Origin of the sequence: Rhizobium sp. BK060, from assembly GCF_014193145.1 — a bacterium.
Taxonomy (GTDB): domain Bacteria; phylum Pseudomonadota; class Alphaproteobacteria; order Rhizobiales; family Rhizobiaceae; genus Rhizobium.
Window position 1 is genome coordinate 41486 of sequence record NZ_JACHYW010000036.1, and the last position, 15015, is coordinate 56500.

The following is a 15015-nucleotide window of genomic DNA, read 5'->3' on the forward strand; positions in this document are numbered from 1 at the left end:
GGCAGCAAGCCGCTCGACCGTTCGCGCACTCACTTCACCGGTCGGCAATTCTCCCGGTCAAGCTGCGACACCAGCGCCAGGATCGTTTCGGAAACCGGTGTCGGCGTTGCGGTCAGGCGGCCCAGTGAAACGACCATTCCCACCAGCGGGGTAATCTCCAGCGACTTCCCCGCCAGGAGGTCTTGCAGCATGGAGGTGCGAACCGGCCCGATTTGCCGGGCCTGTTCCAATCGCTGCTCGACGGACATCCCGACATTCGCGCCAAGTGCCTCTCCAACAGCCTTTACCTCCTTCATAACCTTGCCGATCTGGTCGGTGATCGCGGCATCCGCCATCAGATCGGACATCAATGATCGCGTCAGCGCGCTGATCGGGTTGAAGGAGGCGTTGCCCATCAGCTTGCTCCAGATATCGTCGCGGATGCGGCTCGAGAGTCTCACACCGATATCGGCGCGCTGCAGGAGCACTTCGATGTCGCGCAAATCTGCAGTGATCTCGCCGGAGGGCTCGCCGAGAATAAAGTGGCCTTTGTTGCTAAGCCTGATCTCGCCGGGCTTGCTGACTTCGGCGCCCTGGTGGGCGACGCAGCCGACCACGCGCTGCGGACCGACAAGGCGCCAAAGCTTGCCATCCTCATCGAGCTCGTCGAACTGCCGTTCCGCATGCCCGCTGTCCTGGTCGCGATGAAAATACCACCACGGAATGCCGTTGAGGATCATCATGACGCGTGCGCTATCTTTCAGCAGATGGTCGATTCCCTCTGCGGCGGCGCTGAGCTGATGGCCCTTCAGCCCGGTGATGACGAGATCCTGCGGCGGCAGTTCCCTCGGATCGTCGGTAGCTGTCAGATTGACGGTGACGGGTGCTTCTACACCGGCCTCAATGAGGCGCAACCCATCGCTTCGGATGGCCGCGAGATGAGCGCGGCGGGCAACGACCGAAACCGTTGCCTCTGCGCCGAGAGATAAGGCAAGCTTGGCGGCGATCGCGCCGCCGAGTGCACCGGCGCCGAAGATGCAGATATTCTTGAGGGACATGCGATGATCTTTCCGCGATTGGTGGGTCGCGCAGAACTTAGGTCATCCCTTCCTCAAGGCGAATGATTTTTTAGTGACCGCTGCCGGGAAGAAGTTCGTTGCGGCGAAGCTCGTCGATGGCTGCCACCGCATCTTCCGCAGACCAGCCCGCGCGAATGGCGGCGCCGATCATCCGGACCTCGGCCTCCTCTTCGATCTTGAGGAACAGCGGTTCCAGGGCCTCTTGGGCGGTAAGAATATGCTCGTTTGGAGGCGTAACTGACTGGCGGGTGGCGGGCGTAGGCATCTGCACGGTACTCCTCTCTCTGGCAGGGGACGATTCAAAATAAAGCGCGAGGGCAAAAAAGGTTCCGGATAAAGTTTCAGACGGTGTCATCTTGTTCTTTCGCCCCGGCTCTGCCTTGTTGCGCGGCTAGGCTGATGCTCGATTCGGTTCCCGACAAGAGGCGGAGCCATGACAAAAACGCACGAAGGAGATTGCGATGACGAACGCCAAGAACGGGATTTCCGAAATGCGACCGAGAATTACAGTAATTGGCGTCGGCGGCGGCGGCGGCAATGCGATCAATAACATGATAGCGGAAAATCTCGAAGGCGTCGATTTCATCGCGGCCAATACGGATGCGCAGGTGCTGGCGACATCAAAGGCATCCCGCCGCATACAGCTTGGCGCGCATATAACCGAAGGGCTGGGGGCCGGTTCGCTGCCGGAAGTCGGTCGCGCAGCCGCCGAAGAATCGATCGATGAGATCATGGATCATCTGGCTGGCTCGCATATGTGCTTCGTCACCGCAGGCATGGGGGGCGGCACCGGAACGGGGGCTGCACCTGTTATTGCCCAAGCCGCCCGCAACGCCGGCATCCTCACGGTCGGAGTGGTTACTAAGCCCTTCACCTTTGAAGGCAACCGCCGCATGAAGACAGCCGATGTCGGTATCGAGGCGCTCCGCGAGGCGGCCGATACGGTGATCGTCATCCCGAACCAGAATCTTTTCCGCATCGCCGATGCGAAGACCACGTTCGCGGACGCCTTCATGACCGCCGACCGCGTGCTTTATGCCGGTGTCGGCTGCATCACCGACCTGATCGTCAAGGAAGGCCTGATCAATCTCGACTTCGCGGACGTGAAATCCGTGATGCGCGGCATGGGTCGGGCGATGATGGGTACCGGCGAGGCTTCGGGCGAGGGGCGTGCGATGAAGGCAGCCGAGGCTGCGATCGCCAATCCGCTGCTCGACGATATTTCGATGAAGGGCGCCAGGGGTGTTCTGATCTCGATCTCCGGCGGCACCGACATGACACTCTTCGAAGTGGACGAAGCGGCAAGCCGCATCCGCGACGAGGTTCAGGATGAGGCCGATATCGTCGTTGGCGCGATCTTCGACCGCAACCTCGACGGCAAGTTCCGCGTCTCGGTCGTGGCGACAGGCCTCGACGGGGTGGCAGTTGGAACGCAGGCCCATCAGGGCGTGGCACTCGGCCAGGACATGCAGACGCGTACGCTGCAGTAAACCGTCCTATCGCCTGCGTGTCCGATCGGGCGCGCGGGCTTTCCAGATTGATGTCGTTTCGGTGTGGTGTTGCCGTTGCGCCAGCGGCTGGCGCAGATCGAGGAATGGCGCGAACGAGCCTCGCGGCCGATTTCCCGAAGGCGTAAGGTCGCCTCCGTAGCACCGACGCCTGCAGAACCAGAGCGCAGGCGAAACGGGCATCGCGCAGCTGGTGATGGAGGACATCGAATGGTGAAGTTTGGCTATTTTGCTGCCGGTCTGCTCATCCTGATCGGAGTGGTCTGGATGGGGCAGGGCAGCGGCTATTTTCCCTATCCCGAAGAAAGTTTCATGATCAACCAGACGCCTTGGGTCTATTGGGGCGCTCTTGCCGCGATCGTCGGAATTGTTGTGATTGTGGTGACGAAAAACGCGCAGCACCGGTAACGATCGGGCCTGTGGCGTAGCATATCAGCGTGGCCAACCGCGCTGACGGGACTGCGACATTCAACGGACGGGCAGGGTAAGCTGCCTGCATGGTATCACTGGCTGGTGACATTGATCTGGGCGAGGGCAGGCCAAGGGGGCACCGGATTTGGCATCTGAGGCCCCTAAAATAATTCGCCGGCAAAAGAAGCCTCTGGGGGAGCTTCCGCCGGCGAAGGATGTGATCTGTACAGAAGCGTCTTACGCTCGGCGGAAACGAGCGTCCGCCATGTCGGGCCGCGTGCCATCAGGAGCGCGAAGGCCGTAGTGCTTGCTTGCGAACACCCATTCCACATTGCCGGGCTCGAACGGGCGGCGCGGGTTTCTCAGCGCCATCCGGCGTTCGGAGAGGCTGCGCGGCAGGGTGTCGATCATATCATTGACGAAGGTTTCAACGCTGTCTTTCCAGCGGGGGGAGATCGAAACATCGACGCCGCCAAAGCGATGGAAGTCAGGATGTTTGCGGGAATAGCAGGCGCTGAGCATCCAGGCATGCTGCTGCTTCAGAAAACGTTCTTTAATGGTCATTCCTAGTCTTTTTCCTTGGCGTCATCGACGACATCGGCTTCGGGGCGGTCGCCTCCGTTCGACCGTTCCGTTGTCCAGCTGCCGTTTGCACGCTGATATGTAATGTCCGCATCCTGGCCACCGAGCTGTTGTCGCTCTGCGGCGTGTTTGGCCGCTGCCAGTGCTTCTCGTGAGTTGGGAAAGTTTCCGACCAGACATCGTCCAGGCCGTAAGCCCAGGCGCCATCATGTTCGGCGACGTGGTAGGTAATCGACATCGATCTTTCCTTCAAGAACTTTTCGCAGGAATTTGCATGGGGCTCCACGCAGATTGAATAACTGCAACGGAGCTCGCCCCATGCTTGTTTCCTCGGTGCCTGGCCTGTGTGGGGCTGGATTCAGCGGGAGGTGCGATCTTGCGCGAGCGCGGAACGCTTCGTAGGCTTGAGGCGTTGATGGATTCGTTCAACGCCTTTCAATAGGAACCCCATGCGCGCTCAGTCGAAGCCGTTCATCGTCGAAGTCAAATCATCCCGTCGCACGGAGCGTCGCCAGTCAGCGTCGATCTGGGGGAACCTCGATCTCGCAGCCGTTGCCGAAGAGATTGCGGAAGAACTGCCGCAGTCGGCGGCCGCGCCGGCAGAAGCCGCCGACGCGCAGTAACCGCTTCGAAACCTACGCCGAGACAAACCGGTAGGACGCATCCTTTCGTTCAGCATAGCCGACGCCCGGGTAGCTCCAGTGATAGCCGAGCATCTTGAGCTTGTCGGTCGCGGCACGATCCAACAGCGTTTGACGGGTCTTCAGCGCGATCTCCGGCTCGGTATCGAAGCCGAAATGCCACGCGGGATGCTCAAAGAAGATCACGTCGTTGGTGCAGGAGTCGCCTGTGATCAAAAGGTCGCCGTCTCCAGCCAGTTCGATTGAGACATGGCCCGGTGTATGCCCGCGGGTTTGCACGATCCGCATCCCTGGAATGATCTCCTGATCGGGCCGCACCAGCGTCAGCCTGTCCTTGACGGCAAACAGGTCACGCTGCGCACCGCGTGCAAAGTCATGAAGCGCGGATGGCATGTGCGTCTCGTAGTCCTTGTCGGTCCAGAAGCTCCACTCTGCTTCGCTGACGAAATACTGCGCGTTCGGATAGAGCACCTTGCCATTGGCGGTGGTCGTGGCGCCGGAGTGATCCGGATGGGCGTGGGTGAAAACGACCTTGGTGATCGCTTCCGGCGCGATGCCGAGTGATTGCAGGTTCGCCGCCAGTTTGCCGGCGCTTGCCTGGAAATGGCTGCCGGATCCGGTATCGATGAGGATCAGGTCGTTGCCATGGCGGATCAGCGGAATGTTGGCCTGAACGGGGGCGACCGCCGAACTACCGCCCAGCCGCTGCATGATCGCCTGGCGCTCCTCGGGCATGGCATCGGGAAGCAGAATCTCCGCGGGAAGTGTCAGGAAGCCGTCGCTGACGACGGTAATGTCGAACGTGCTGTGCTGGAAGCGGTGGAAGTCGGCTGCAATCGCGTTGCGTGAGGCAAGCATCGCCACTGCGGCAGCCGTCAGCTTCAGCAGGTCGCGTCGGGACAACCCGCTCGGAATGGTATCTCGTGAGGTCACGAGCGTCTCCTTTGATGAGCAGATGCTGGTGTGCGGCAGGCGGGTCCCCAAGGGATCCGCCTGCGAATGTTCGAACGGTATTCATCCGTCATACGATCGCCGGTCCGTATAGAGCCGGGCGAATGATCCTCCATCTCAGTCCAGGAAGAATTCCAGCAGATCGGCGTTGATGACATCAGGATGCGTGGTGCACATGCCATGCGGGAAGCCGGCATAGGTCTTCAGCGTGCCGTGCTTCAGGAGTTTTACCGAAAGCGGTGCCGAGTCGGCATAGGGAACGATCTGATCGTCGTCGCCGTGCATGACCAGCGTCGGCACCGTGATCCGCTGCAGATCCTCGGTGAAATCCGTCTCGGAGAACGCCTTGATGCAATCGTAGTGAGCCTTGGCGGCACCCATCATCCCCTGCCGCCACCAGTTCTCGATGACGCCCTGGCTGACTTTAGCGCCCGGGCGATTGAAGCCGTAGAAGGGACCTGCCGGGATGTCGAGGAAGAACTGGGCGCGGTTGGCGACAAGCGCCGCGCGGAAGCCGTCGAAAACCTCGAGCGGCAGGCCGCCCGGGTTCTTGTCCGACTTGACCATGATCGGCGGCACAGCGCCGATCAGCACCGCCTTGGCGACGCGGCCGGGCTTTGCGCGCGCGACGTAGTGGGCGACCTCGCCGCCGCCGGTCGAGTGGCCGACGTGGATCGCATTCTTCAGATCGAGCGCATCGGTAAGCGCGGCGAGGTCCGCCGCATAGGTGTCCATCTCGTTGCCCTGCCACGTCTGGCTGGAACGGCCATGTCCGCGCCGGTCATGGGCAATCACACGATAGCCTTTGTCCAGAAAGAACATCATCTGCGCATCCCAGTCGTCGGCGCTGAGCGGCCAGCCGTGATGGAAAACAACGGGCTGGGCATCGAGCGGACCCCAATCCTTGTAGAAGATTTCGGTTCCGTCCGTGGTCTTGATGAATGGCATGATCAGGGTCCCTCTTTCTGGATTGATTGCTTTGATGGCGGCAAAGACACGTGAGCCTCCCTCCGGCGCCCATGTCATCGGGCACCCGGGCAGAGCCCGCTCCTCACCGCTGCCACGCTACGTCATGCACATGACGAGGCTTTTAGCGGCGTCGCGAACCAACGCTAATTTGATGCAAATGATCCAGAATGGAAGATGCCGGTTTGAAGAATGATGGCGCAGGAAAGGCAAGAACTTGTGAGCGCCATATTCGAACGAATTCTTGCCGAGACATGCGGGCCAAGCCCGTATGCTGCCGACGTCAAGATGCACGAATGGCTCTCCTATTTCGACGCGGTGGCAGAGGAACCGCATTTTGGCCGGGCGGCGGCCACGGTCTATATTGCCCAGCCGCCGCTTTCCAACGATGTGCAGGCGCTGCAGCGGGAACCTGCTCAAGCCACGGGTGTCACGGTGACGAGCAGGGAATTGACTTTTATGTGTGACCACATCCTTCAACGAAGATGCGCGCACAGACCCTAGCTCGTGCCACGATATCATCGTCTGAGATTTCGGGGATCTGCCCGAGCATAATTGCGCGCTGCGGTTCCATCGCCATCATGCCCCGGAGCATACCCGTCGCCGTGGGAACGTCCTTGATGACGACGCGCTTCAGTTCGACCTGCCGGGTCAGCCATTCCTCCATCGTCTTGCTCGTGCGGCGAATCGCCTGCTCGTAGAAGACGGCGGCAAGTTCAGGGAAGCGGTCTGACTCGCTGAGGACGAGCCGGGTGATCACGATGGTTTCGGAAGAAAGCGTCAATCTGCCGTACGCTATCAGGAGGCGCTCGAGTCCCTCGACGAGCGAGTTCCCTGATAAGCTCTCGGCGTTGAGGCCAAGGAAGTATCGACTGATTTTCGCTGAGATCACGTCGGAGAAGAGGTCTGCCTTGGCCGGAAACAGGCGATAGAGGGTCTTCGTCGATACGCCCGCGGTCTGCGCGATGGCACTGATGCTCGCAGATGCGTAGCCAGCCTTCTTGAATTGGTCGTTCGCAGCGTCGATGATGACGCCCTTGGTCTCTTCGTCGGATCTCTCCTTAGGACGTCCTCGCGAACGTTTCTCAGCCTGCACTACTTCCTGCATTCCCCAATTCCTATCTTTGGCTTCCCCATTACCATAGCGTTTATTTAGGAAAACTTCAAGTTTCCTAAAGGCTATGTCGCCGAAGCACCGCTCCCAGATGCTCGATCATACGCCTAGTCGTGATCCGCTCTCGATAGCTCGATACTAGGGAACTCCGGATCGAACCCAAGTTTAGAGATGGAGGCGTCAGATGCCGTTGTCTTCGGGGGGCTAACTTTTTTCATTGAGCGTTCGACCGTCCGCATAGAAAGCAATCGACGCACTCTGACGCCCGGCGCCTGATCTCGTCGGGCGTCATTGCTCTCTGCTTCAGAAGGAGTGACGCTCTCTGGGGCTCCATGATCATCATACCGCGAAGAATTCCGCTTGCTTCCACCGGACTGTCAATCGAGAGTTCGCCGGTCTCCATGCGTTCTCCTAGCCAGCATTCGATGATCTTGTTCGTCGGCACGATGGCCCTGTCATAGAAGGCGGCGCTCACCTCTGGAAATCTGGCGGACTCTGCAACAACGAGTTTCGCCATCCGCACTGCATCTTCGGACAGAGTCAGAATCCCGTAGGTCGTCATCAGCCGCGTCAGGCCCTCGCGAAGATCCAGATCACGCAGTGTCGCAAGATCGATCTCCATGAGGAAGCGATGGATCTGCCTAGAGATGACCTCTGCAAGTAGCTCAGCCTTTCCAGGGAACAAGCGATAGATCGTCTTCGTGGAAATGCCCGATACGTGGGCGATCGTGCTCATCGCGGAATTCGCATAACCGCTGCTACGGAAACCTTCGTCGGCGACGCTAACGATGTGGTCACGCGTCTCCTTGTCGGACCTCGATCTGGGTCGCCCCCTATGCCTCGGATGGTCGCTCTTATTTTGGAACATGAAAATTTTCCAAATTATCGTTGACATCCGCTAGATAAGGCATATTTTGGAAAATAACAAGTTTCCTTAATGCAATGCGGCTGCGGCCCAAGCGACGGCAACCGAAAGCAGGAGTGATATCGATGGATGAGAATGTTATCGCGCTGACCGGAAAGTCCGACCGCAAGGCCGCCCCGGCTGCCCCGGAGGCACCTACCGCTGATGCTGGTAACCGTCCGGCACCCGCCGCTCCAGTGGCCGCCGCACCCGCGGCCCCGGTAGCCACGGAACGGAAGGGCGGTGGCATCAAGAAGCTCGTGATGGGCGTCTCGTTGCTTGCCGTAATCGCCGGCGCCGCCTACTATGGCCACAACTACTGGACAGTCGGCCGCTTCGAGGTGTCGACTGACGACGCCTACATCAAGGCAGACAACAGTGCCATCGCCCCGAAGATCGCTGGGTACCTGGCCAAGGTACTCGTCGGTGACAACCAGGTCGTAACGGCAGGGGACGTGCTGGCCGTCATCGACGACCGTGACTATGCCACCGCACTCGACCAAGCCAAGGCCGACGTCGATGCAGCCCGCGCCACGATCGAGGCGAAGAAGGCCGCCCTGGTGACACAGCAGTCAGTCATAGCGGCCGCCCATGCTTCCATCGAAGTGGATCGCGCCAACGAGACATTCGCCGAGCAAAACGACAAGCGTTATACTCGCCTCGCCACCAATGGCTACGCACCGGTCCAGACTGCACAGCAGGCATCCTCACAGATTGCCGCGAACCGGGCGACCACGGCTCGGGACATTGCCGCCCTGGAAGGCGCGACGAAGCAAGTCGACATCCTCAAGGCCGAGGTTGCGCAGGCTGAGGCAGCGCTCGCACGTGATATAGCTGTTCAGCGACAGGCTGAACTGAACCTCTCGTATTCGAAGATCGTCGCTCCGATCGACGGCGTCGTCGGCAACCGGACACTGCGTGTCGGACAGTACGTGCAGGCTGGTACCCAGCTCATGACGGTCGTTCCGACGAAAGCAGCCTACGTGGTCGCCAACTACAAGGAGACGCAGTTGACCGACGTGCGGCCCGGACAGGAAGTCGATATCGAAGTCGACATGTTCCCAGACCGCGTCTACCACGGCCGCGTCGACAGCCTTGCTCCGGCCAGCGGTCAGGAGTTTGCACTTCTGCCTCCCGACAATGCCACTGGCAACTTCACGAAGGTGGTCCAGCGCATTCCGGTCCGCATCGTGATCGATGCCGAGAGTGTTGCTTCCGGCGACCTTCGTCCCGGCATGTCCGTAACCCCCACAATCGATACCAAGGTCGGCAACGAGTAGCCCTAGAGGCGATCGCCCGGATCCAGGAGGATCAAGTCATGTCTAACGTAGCAACGTTGCCGACATCAGCGGCGATGGCGGCTCCGGCTGCCTCGCAGAAGGCCGGAGCGAAGGAATGGATCGCCGTCCTCGCAGGGATGATCGGCGCCTTCATGGCCATTTTGAACATCCAGATCACAAACGCCTCGCTCCTCGACATCGAGGGAGGCATCGGGACAGGCGTCGACAACGGCGCCTGGATCTCGACCTCCTACCTGATCGGCGAGATCATTGTCATTCCGCTGACGGCGTATTTCAGCAGCGTGTTCTCGTTTAGGAGATACATCCTGGTCAACACGATCCTGTTTCCGCTATTCTCGATGGCTTGCGCCTTCACGCATGACCTGAACTCGATGATCGCCATGCGCGGTCTGCAGGGTTTCGCAGGCGGCATCCTGATCCCGATGGCCTTCACCATGGTTCTCACCAAGCTGCCGAAGCCTCAGCAACCCATCGGTCTCGCCATCTTCGCACTTTCGGTCACCTTCGCGCCCGCGATCGGCCCAACCATCGGCGGCTATCTGACCGAGAACTACGGATGGCAGGCCATTTTCTTCATCAACACGATCCCGAGCGCCATCATGGCGATCGCTCTTGCGGCTACGCTCGAGAAGCAGCCGATGCGCCTTGGCCTTCTCCGCGAGGGCGACTGGGCTGGGATCGTAACGATGTCGATCGGACTCGCAGCTCTGCAGACCGTCCTCGAGGAAGGCAACAAGGACGACTGGTTCTCGTCGCCGTTCATCGTGAAGCTGAGCATCATCGCCTTCGTGTTCCTCGCTGCATTCATCTGGATCGAGCTGAAGGTCGAGAAGCCGCTCGTGAAGCTCCGCCTGCTAAAGCAGCGCAACTTCGGCATTGGCGTTGCCGTCAACGTGCTGGTCGGCGTCGCCTTGTTTGGTACGGTCTACATTCTGCCGCAGTATCTGGGCCAGGTGCAGCGCTACAACGCGCAGGAGATCGGCAATGTCCTGGCATGGACCGGGTTGCCGCAGTTGTTGCTGATCCCGCTGGTTCCGATCATGATGAAGCGTTTCGACGCTCGCTATATCGGCTTCCTCGGTATCAGCATCTTCGCCATTAGCTGCTTTATGAATATCCTGCTTTCGGCTGACAATGCTGGCGATCAATTCTGGATCCCGAACATTGTCCGCGCAATTGGGCAGGCTCTCGTGCTTACTCCGATCACCGCCATCACCACAGGCGGGATCGCACCCCAGGATGCTGCGGCTGCGTCCGGCTTGACGAACATGCTGCGTAACCTTGGTGGCGCCGTCGGAACGGCTACGCTTGGAACGGTGCTGACAAAGCGAGAACAGTTCCATTCGAACATCATCGGGCAGTCTATCACGATGGGCAGGGATGAGGTCCGCCAGCGCATCGATACGCTCACTGCATACTTCCAGTCGCATGGCGTCTCCGACCATGCAAAGGCGACGGGGCAGGCGATCGTAACCCTCGGCAGGACCGTGAAGCGCCAGGCTCTGATCATGGGCTTCAGCGACACCTTCGCTGTGATCGGCGTCGTTCTGGCCATCGCCGCAGTCGCCTTGCTGCTGACCCAGCGGACCTCTGGTGGAGGAGCTGGAGCCCATTGACGGCAGCCGCTGGTGGCGGGGCATCGCACCCCGCCCACCATCCATCCGTATAGTTTACTCCCAACACAGAGGCTTCTCCGGGTCGCGTAGACCAGAGGCATGTATCCAGAAGGACCGGGCCTGGTAGTCGCGACCATCCCAGTTTGCAATTACCGCGTCAGCCATGCCCTTCCACCGCACTCATTCGGGTTGATTCCTGTTTTGTTCCTTGAGGCATTTTCCGGGCACCGAAGTGCCCGGAAAGGTAATTACTCGTCCGCCAAAAAGGTCACTTTAGTGACATTTGAATGGCGCAGTGGCGAACCTAGTGGCGCGCTACTAACTACAGTCAGTCGTGAGAAAACGGACCAATTCCTGGCCAATGTGTCTGTAACCCATTGATTTTTGGTCATCGAAAGCCAAATCCCGAACCGAAACTGGCCGGGCTGGAAGCAAAAACCGGCCAAGTCGCAGGCCAAAAGAAAAGGCCGGGATCAAAACCCGGCCTCAAACGGTGCTAATCACGTCAACAACTACAATCGATCGAGATCTGACGCCTTATAAAATGATGTTCCAGCCGCTTCGAAGGCGGGCCAGACTCCTGCTGCTTCAAACCGGTTCTGAAGGCTCCAGGTCCTTGTTCCAAGTGCCGTCGCGATATTCCCAATTGATACGTATGTTGACGTGAATTGTGACAAAGCTTTTGGCTCGACCACTGTTTGAAGCGCCCGCTTCACCGGATTGCGAACCTTCTTCGAGGTCAGGTGACCGTCCACGATGAGAGCTTTCACAATCCGGCTGGCGGCCGGAAGAAGCTTCTCGATTTCCCGAAGAGTGAAGCAGCCATGATGATCCTCCAACCGCGTCTTCGACTTGACCTCTTCCGGGTCGAGACGGATGTCGACAAAGGTCGACTCCGGAGCAACAGTTGCAACGCGTTCGAGGTGGCCGCCCAAAAGCAGATCGAAGATTTCGCGCAGGGTGCAGTTCGCCTGGCGGCGCACCGAGCTGATATCCGCCATGTTGTCTATCGCCTCGGTGGTAATCGCCGAGCGCAGCTTGCCGAGTAGCTCATCGGCTTGACTGATCTGGAAACGGCGATCAACCCGCTTGGAGACCTCACTGTCGTCACCGGCACCTCCGTATGGAACCAGTTCGCCTCCGCTCACAAGCTCCTCAAACCAGAGACGCGTCAGGCCGAGACGGTCCTTCGTTTCCTTGACGTCGATCGTCGCCTTCGCATCGCTCGCGAACTGCTCCATCGCCGCGGCATCGACGAGGATCCGTTCGAAGGTGTTCTTCGGGCCCCTCGGGTCGACGGTGCCGGAATTGACCAGGAGCTTGTAAAGACGCTTCGGGTGAACGTCGAACTGCTTGGACGCCGACTGTACGGAATGAAGTCGCCGTTCGGTGACAGGGCCAAAGAATTCGTCGCCGGGGCCGAGCGGAAGCGACCTAATCGCGACGTCCTTCATGATGTCGCGAATGGGATCGAACGCGGGATCCCTCGTTTCATGCGCCACCATCTCGTACAGACGGCCGAACAAGGATCGACCGCCCATACCCGCGAGAGGATCGAATACACCGGGAAGTTTGAAATACCGATCGATCAGGCCGTAGTCGCAGTCCGACGTGACGAGGGGGATGCCGTAGCTGATCGAGATCGCTGCAATTAGAAGGTCGTGACCTATCCTGCGATGCTTGGTGTGGGGCTGAACATGCCAAAGGTGCTTTAGCGCGTTCACGGAGAGCATCTCAGCATAAATGTCGGCCGAGCCCTCGGTGCCGATGTAGAGGAAATCCGCCTGCAGCACTTCTTCTATCATATCGCGGATGCGTCTGGACTGCGCGGCGTCGGACGAGAGCAGGAGGCCACGCTTCATTTCGACCATGACCGGAAAGCAGATGCAGAAGTCGACTGTCTCGCTCGCCTCGGCCAGCCACTCTCTCAAGCCGACCGGCGGCCGCTTCCTGGCGCGAGCGGTCAGGATGTTCGTGTCCAGGAGCAGCAAAGGTCTGGCCCCAAGTTCGCGGCCACGGTTGCTAGGCAACATCACGAGTCCAGAAAAGAAAATGACTACAATGAAAATCTGCAAATTGCTCTGGGCGAAAAGAAACAGTAGATTGAGGCTGGCGTCAAAAACAAAGATGCAACCCGTCAGAGATTCTATTGCATGAGCAAATATCGGCTTCCGATCCGCGACTTCTGCACTCGGGAAGAGTTCGAAGCTAATCCTGCACCCGCCCTTGATGCGGCCATGAAGGCGCCGGTCGTGATCAGTGCATCGAATGGCAGGTTTGTTCTTCGGTTCGAGGAAGGTCTGAAGCGGTCGGTCAAGGACTGGGCCCTGAGTCCCGGCCAGCTCGAGGACGACGATCGCCTATAGACGCGACTACGGCGAGAACTCGGCTTTTGGCGAAGGGCGATCGTTGAAAGCTCCCTCCATGGGCTCCCGCCGCCTATCGACACCGCTAGACGGCCGGTCTCACCCGCAATTCTGAAGCAGAACGGATCGAGCGCTTCCTTGGCGGCAGAGCTGAAGTCCTTGAGAAGGAACTCGGTGTCACCGCTAATTCCCGAGACGCCGAGAAGCATCGTTCTTCACAAGGTTGGCGTAAGCTATCCGATGAAAAAGGCAATGGTCGCCGAAGAGATTGCGATGATTCCAAAATATTAATGGCTTATCCCGTTTGCACAGGGACATACCGTAGATAGCATAGGGCATCGCTCAGCTTTAGCGCCGGGGCGGATTACACTGGCTTTGGCTGTGGCAGGAAAGGAAGCGCTGCTCGGCATCCTCGATGTCGTTCGTGACAATGCAGCGAGCCAACCACGAATAGAGTTGATTGCTGCAGCGCGTGCCGAAGCTTTCCATCATGCGTCCAGGCTCGATGCTCGACCTCGGCGATCAGGGTGGGCTGGACCCAAACAATGTTATTTCGCCGCCCATCGTAATCTACCGGCGGCCGCTTCCTGACGCGATGCGATCCAGCATGCTGCGGAGCGACGCCGCGCTGTTTTCGTTAAAGCCGGTGCCGACGTTGCCGAGGCCTTTTCGAGCAGCCAGTAGCAGACTGCCGATCCGAGGCTTATCGTCTAGTAGCAGGCGATCACCTTATGGGTTGGCGAGGCGGTGCAATAGCCGCTTCCGGGGCACGAAGGGTCGTCGCCCCACTTACAATAGACAGCGAGTGCCCCTAATCTCAGACGGTAGATTACCCGACCGTTGAGACAGCATGAACCTTCATGTCATCGCGAACTTCATAGAACTTGTTCCCGTCGATATATATGGAGTGGCAACTTGGCTTCTCGCCCTTTCCGTTCGAGCAAGCTTTGCCATCTTTGAAGGTAAGCTTGGTCTTCACGTCCATCATTTTCCCGTCGACGTTGGCCTTACCGGTGATAGTGCCCTTCTTCCAACTCCATACCAGATCGGCGGTCACGGGCTTCTCCAGATCGAAAATCTCGACCCTTACATGCTTGCCGTCAGCAAAGGCTTTGAACTCGTCCATCGTGACCTTCTTGGCACCTGCTGGAAGGTCCACGGCATATGCGTTTATGCCTGATAGTAAGAACGCCAGTGAACCAATGCTTGATAGAAACTTTCCCATGGCAAGGTCACTCCACCAAAAACTAGTACTAGCTAGTGCCCGTCCATAAACGGTTGGTTTTCTAGTGCTTGCAGCGCGTTTGGGTTCCGCTTGGTGGCCGCTTTGAAGCCATGCGGTGTGGCTTATGGGTGCTAATTGCGGCGGCCAGGATTTCTGGTGGAAATGCGCGCATTGGCAACTGCCGGCGTTCCGCCGGTCCGGTTTTGGCTGGCGACATGGGAGTCAGTTCGGTCTGAGGCGGGCGAAGAGGGCGAGATTGTAAGCGACCACCGAGGATCAGACATAAGTCTTGAAGTGGTCGAGCCCACGCCAGGTGCAGCGGGCCAGACCATAGGCACGCTTCAGGCAGGAGATGCCGGCCTCGATGCCGGC

The 15015-nt window shown here is 59.1% G+C and carries 15 protein-coding genes and 3 pseudogenes; 7 read left to right on the plus strand and 11 right to left on the minus strand.

Annotation, left to right across the window (positions count from 1 at the left end; all coding sequences use genetic code 11):
* Positions 1 to 29: 29 nt before the first annotated feature.
* Together FHT71_RS27995 and FHT71_RS28000 are read right to left on the minus strand one after the other, a co-directional pair.
* Positions 30 to 1037 (minus strand): 2-dehydropantoate 2-reductase, encoded by a 1008-nt coding sequence (locus FHT71_RS27995; protein WP_132594238.1) that lies wholly within the window; start codon positions 1035 to 1037, stop codon positions 30 to 32.
* Between the two features lie 70 nt (positions 1038 to 1107).
* Positions 1108 to 1323 carry a hypothetical protein gene (locus FHT71_RS28000; RefSeq protein WP_037117532.1) on the minus strand — a complete coding sequence of 72 codons (216 nt, stop codon included), beginning with the start codon at positions 1321 to 1323 and terminating at the stop codon, positions 1108 to 1110.
* 196 nt (positions 1324 to 1519) lie between these two features.
* Here FHT71_RS28000 and ftsZ point away from each other — a divergent pair, with 196 nt between their 5' ends.
* Both ftsZ and FHT71_RS28010 read left to right on the plus strand, forming a co-directional pair.
* The gene (gene ftsZ / locus FHT71_RS28005; protein WP_007792717.1) at positions 1520 to 2548 is read left to right on the plus strand and encodes a cell division protein FtsZ; all 1029 of its coding nucleotides are present in this window, start codon (positions 1520 to 1522) and stop codon (positions 2546 to 2548) included.
* Between the two features lie 228 nt (positions 2549 to 2776).
* Positions 2777 to 2974: a hypothetical protein gene (locus FHT71_RS28010; protein WP_132594240.1), complete on the plus strand. Its 198-nt coding sequence runs from the start codon at positions 2777 to 2779 to the stop codon at positions 2972 to 2974.
* Positions 2975 to 3214: 240 nt separating this feature from the next.
* Here FHT71_RS28010 and FHT71_RS28015 read toward each other — a convergent pair whose 3' ends face one another.
* Positions 3215 to 3541, minus strand: coding sequence for a hypothetical protein (locus tag FHT71_RS28015; protein WP_132594242.1), 327 nt, complete (start codon positions 3539 to 3541; stop codon positions 3215 to 3217).
* 2 nt (positions 3542 to 3543) lie between these two features.
* Positions 3544 to 3797, minus strand: a pseudogene (locus tag FHT71_RS31960) (DUF2188 domain-containing protein).
* 211 nt (positions 3798 to 4008) lie between these two features.
* On the opposite strand from FHT71_RS31960, the gene FHT71_RS28020 reads away from it, so the two are divergent.
* Complete coding sequence (locus FHT71_RS28020; RefSeq protein WP_165933195.1) at positions 4009 to 4182, plus strand: hypothetical protein; 174 nt, start codon at positions 4009 to 4011, stop codon at positions 4180 to 4182.
* Positions 4183 to 4194: 12 nt separating this feature from the next.
* Here the strand turns inward: FHT71_RS28020 and FHT71_RS28025 are convergent, their stop codons facing one another.
* Positions 4195 to 5133: an MBL fold metallo-hydrolase gene (locus FHT71_RS28025; RefSeq protein ID WP_165933196.1), complete on the minus strand. Its 939-nt coding sequence runs from the start codon at positions 5131 to 5133 to the stop codon at positions 4195 to 4197.
* A 135-nt stretch (positions 5134 to 5268) separates the two neighbouring features.
* The gene (locus FHT71_RS28030; RefSeq protein WP_007792703.1) at positions 5269 to 6099 is read right to left on the minus strand and encodes an alpha/beta hydrolase; all 831 of its coding nucleotides are present in this window, start codon (positions 6097 to 6099) and stop codon (positions 5269 to 5271) included.
* Positions 6100 to 6405: 306 nt separating this feature from the next.
* On the opposite strand from FHT71_RS28030, the pseudogene FHT71_RS31965 reads away from it, so the two are divergent.
* Positions 6406 to 6528 (plus strand): annotated as a pseudogene (locus FHT71_RS31965) (LysR family transcriptional regulator); the annotation flags it as partial.
* A gap of 46 nt (positions 6529 to 6574) precedes the next feature.
* On the opposite strand, the gene FHT71_RS28040 reads toward FHT71_RS31965, so the two are convergent.
* Both FHT71_RS28040 and FHT71_RS28045 read right to left on the minus strand, forming a co-directional pair.
* A complete protein-coding gene (locus FHT71_RS28040) occupies positions 6575 to 7225 on the minus strand; it encodes a TetR/AcrR family transcriptional regulator (RefSeq protein ID WP_132594244.1) in 651 nt (216 codons plus the stop codon).
* A gap of 220 nt (positions 7226 to 7445) precedes the next feature.
* Positions 7446 to 8099 (minus strand): TetR/AcrR family transcriptional regulator, encoded by a 654-nt coding sequence (locus tag FHT71_RS28045; protein WP_183722942.1) that lies wholly within the window; start codon positions 8097 to 8099, stop codon positions 7446 to 7448.
* A gap of 122 nt (positions 8100 to 8221) precedes the next feature.
* Between FHT71_RS28045 and FHT71_RS28050 the strand changes: the two genes are divergently transcribed.
* Both FHT71_RS28050 and FHT71_RS28055 read left to right on the plus strand, forming a co-directional pair.
* Positions 8222 to 9415: an HlyD family secretion protein gene (locus FHT71_RS28050; protein ID WP_132594248.1), complete on the plus strand. Its 1194-nt coding sequence runs from the start codon at positions 8222 to 8224 to the stop codon at positions 9413 to 9415.
* 38 nt (positions 9416 to 9453) lie between these two features.
* Complete coding sequence (locus FHT71_RS28055) at positions 9454 to 11052, plus strand: DHA2 family efflux MFS transporter permease subunit (protein ID WP_183722944.1); 1599 nt, start codon at positions 9454 to 9456, stop codon at positions 11050 to 11052.
* A gap of 512 nt (positions 11053 to 11564) precedes the next feature.
* Here the strand turns inward: FHT71_RS28055 and FHT71_RS28060 are convergent.
* On the minus strand, positions 11565 to 13085 hold the full coding sequence (locus FHT71_RS28060; RefSeq protein WP_183722945.1) for a type II toxin-antitoxin system VapC family toxin: 1521 nt from the start codon (positions 13083 to 13085) through the stop codon (positions 11565 to 11567).
* A gap of 120 nt (positions 13086 to 13205) precedes the next feature.
* On the opposite strand from FHT71_RS28060, the gene FHT71_RS28065 reads away from it, so the two are divergent.
* Positions 13206 to 13418, plus strand: a complete 213-nt coding sequence (locus FHT71_RS28065; RefSeq protein WP_165933232.1) for a hypothetical protein — start codon at positions 13206 to 13208, stop codon at positions 13416 to 13418.
* 364 nt (positions 13419 to 13782) lie between these two features.
* Here FHT71_RS28065 and FHT71_RS31970 read toward each other — a convergent pair.
* Both FHT71_RS31970 and FHT71_RS28070 read right to left on the minus strand, forming a co-directional pair.
* Positions 13783 to 14114: pseudogene (locus FHT71_RS31970) on the minus strand (hypothetical protein); the annotation flags it as partial.
* A gap of 133 nt (positions 14115 to 14247) precedes the next feature.
* Complete coding sequence (locus FHT71_RS28070; protein ID WP_132595307.1) at positions 14248 to 14643, minus strand: hypothetical protein; 396 nt, start codon at positions 14641 to 14643, stop codon at positions 14248 to 14250.
* Between the last annotated feature and the right edge of the window lie 372 nt (positions 14644 to 15015).

Excerpts from the sequence above, each read along its gene's own strand:
- FHT71_RS28045 (WP_183722942.1), bottom strand. The coding sequence starts at position 8,099 with ATGTTCCAAAATAAGAGCGACCATCCGAGGCATAGGGGGCGACCCAGA.
- FHT71_RS28030 (WP_007792703.1), bottom strand. The coding sequence starts at position 6,099 with ATGCCATTCATCAAGACCACGGACGGAACCGAAATCTTCTACAAGGAT.
- FHT71_RS28050 (WP_132594248.1), top strand. The coding sequence starts at position 8,222 with ATGGATGAGAATGTTATCGCGCTGACCGGAAAGTCCGACCGCAAGGCC.
- FHT71_RS28060 (WP_183722945.1), bottom strand. The coding sequence starts at position 13,085 with ATGTTGCCTAGCAACCGTGGCCGCGAACTTGGGGCCAGACCTTTGCTG.
- FHT71_RS28000 (WP_037117532.1), bottom strand. The coding sequence starts at position 1,323 with ATGCCTACGCCCGCCACCCGCCAGTCAGTTACGCCTCCAAACGAGCAT.
- FHT71_RS28010 (WP_132594240.1), top strand. The coding sequence starts at position 2,777 with ATGGTGAAGTTTGGCTATTTTGCTGCCGGTCTGCTCATCCTGATCGGA.
- FHT71_RS27995 (WP_132594238.1), bottom strand. The coding sequence starts at position 1,037 with ATGTCCCTCAAGAATATCTGCATCTTCGGCGCCGGTGCACTCGGCGGC.
- FHT71_RS28070 (WP_132595307.1), bottom strand. The coding sequence starts at position 14,643 with ATGGGAAAGTTTCTATCAAGCATTGGTTCACTGGCGTTCTTACTATCA.
- FHT71_RS28055 (WP_183722944.1), top strand. The coding sequence starts at position 9,454 with ATGTCTAACGTAGCAACGTTGCCGACATCAGCGGCGATGGCGGCTCCG.
- FHT71_RS28065 (WP_165933232.1), top strand. The coding sequence starts at position 13,206 with ATGAGCAAATATCGGCTTCCGATCCGCGACTTCTGCACTCGGGAAGAG.
- FHT71_RS28040 (WP_132594244.1), bottom strand. The coding sequence starts at position 7,225 with ATGCAGGAAGTAGTGCAGGCTGAGAAACGTTCGCGAGGACGTCCTAAG.
- ftsZ (WP_007792717.1), top strand. The coding sequence starts at position 1,520 with ATGACGAACGCCAAGAACGGGATTTCCGAAATGCGACCGAGAATTACA.
- FHT71_RS28015 (WP_132594242.1), bottom strand. The coding sequence starts at position 3,541 with ATGACCATTAAAGAACGTTTTCTGAAGCAGCAGCATGCCTGGATGCTC.
- FHT71_RS28020 (WP_165933195.1), top strand. The coding sequence starts at position 4,009 with ATGCGCGCTCAGTCGAAGCCGTTCATCGTCGAAGTCAAATCATCCCGT.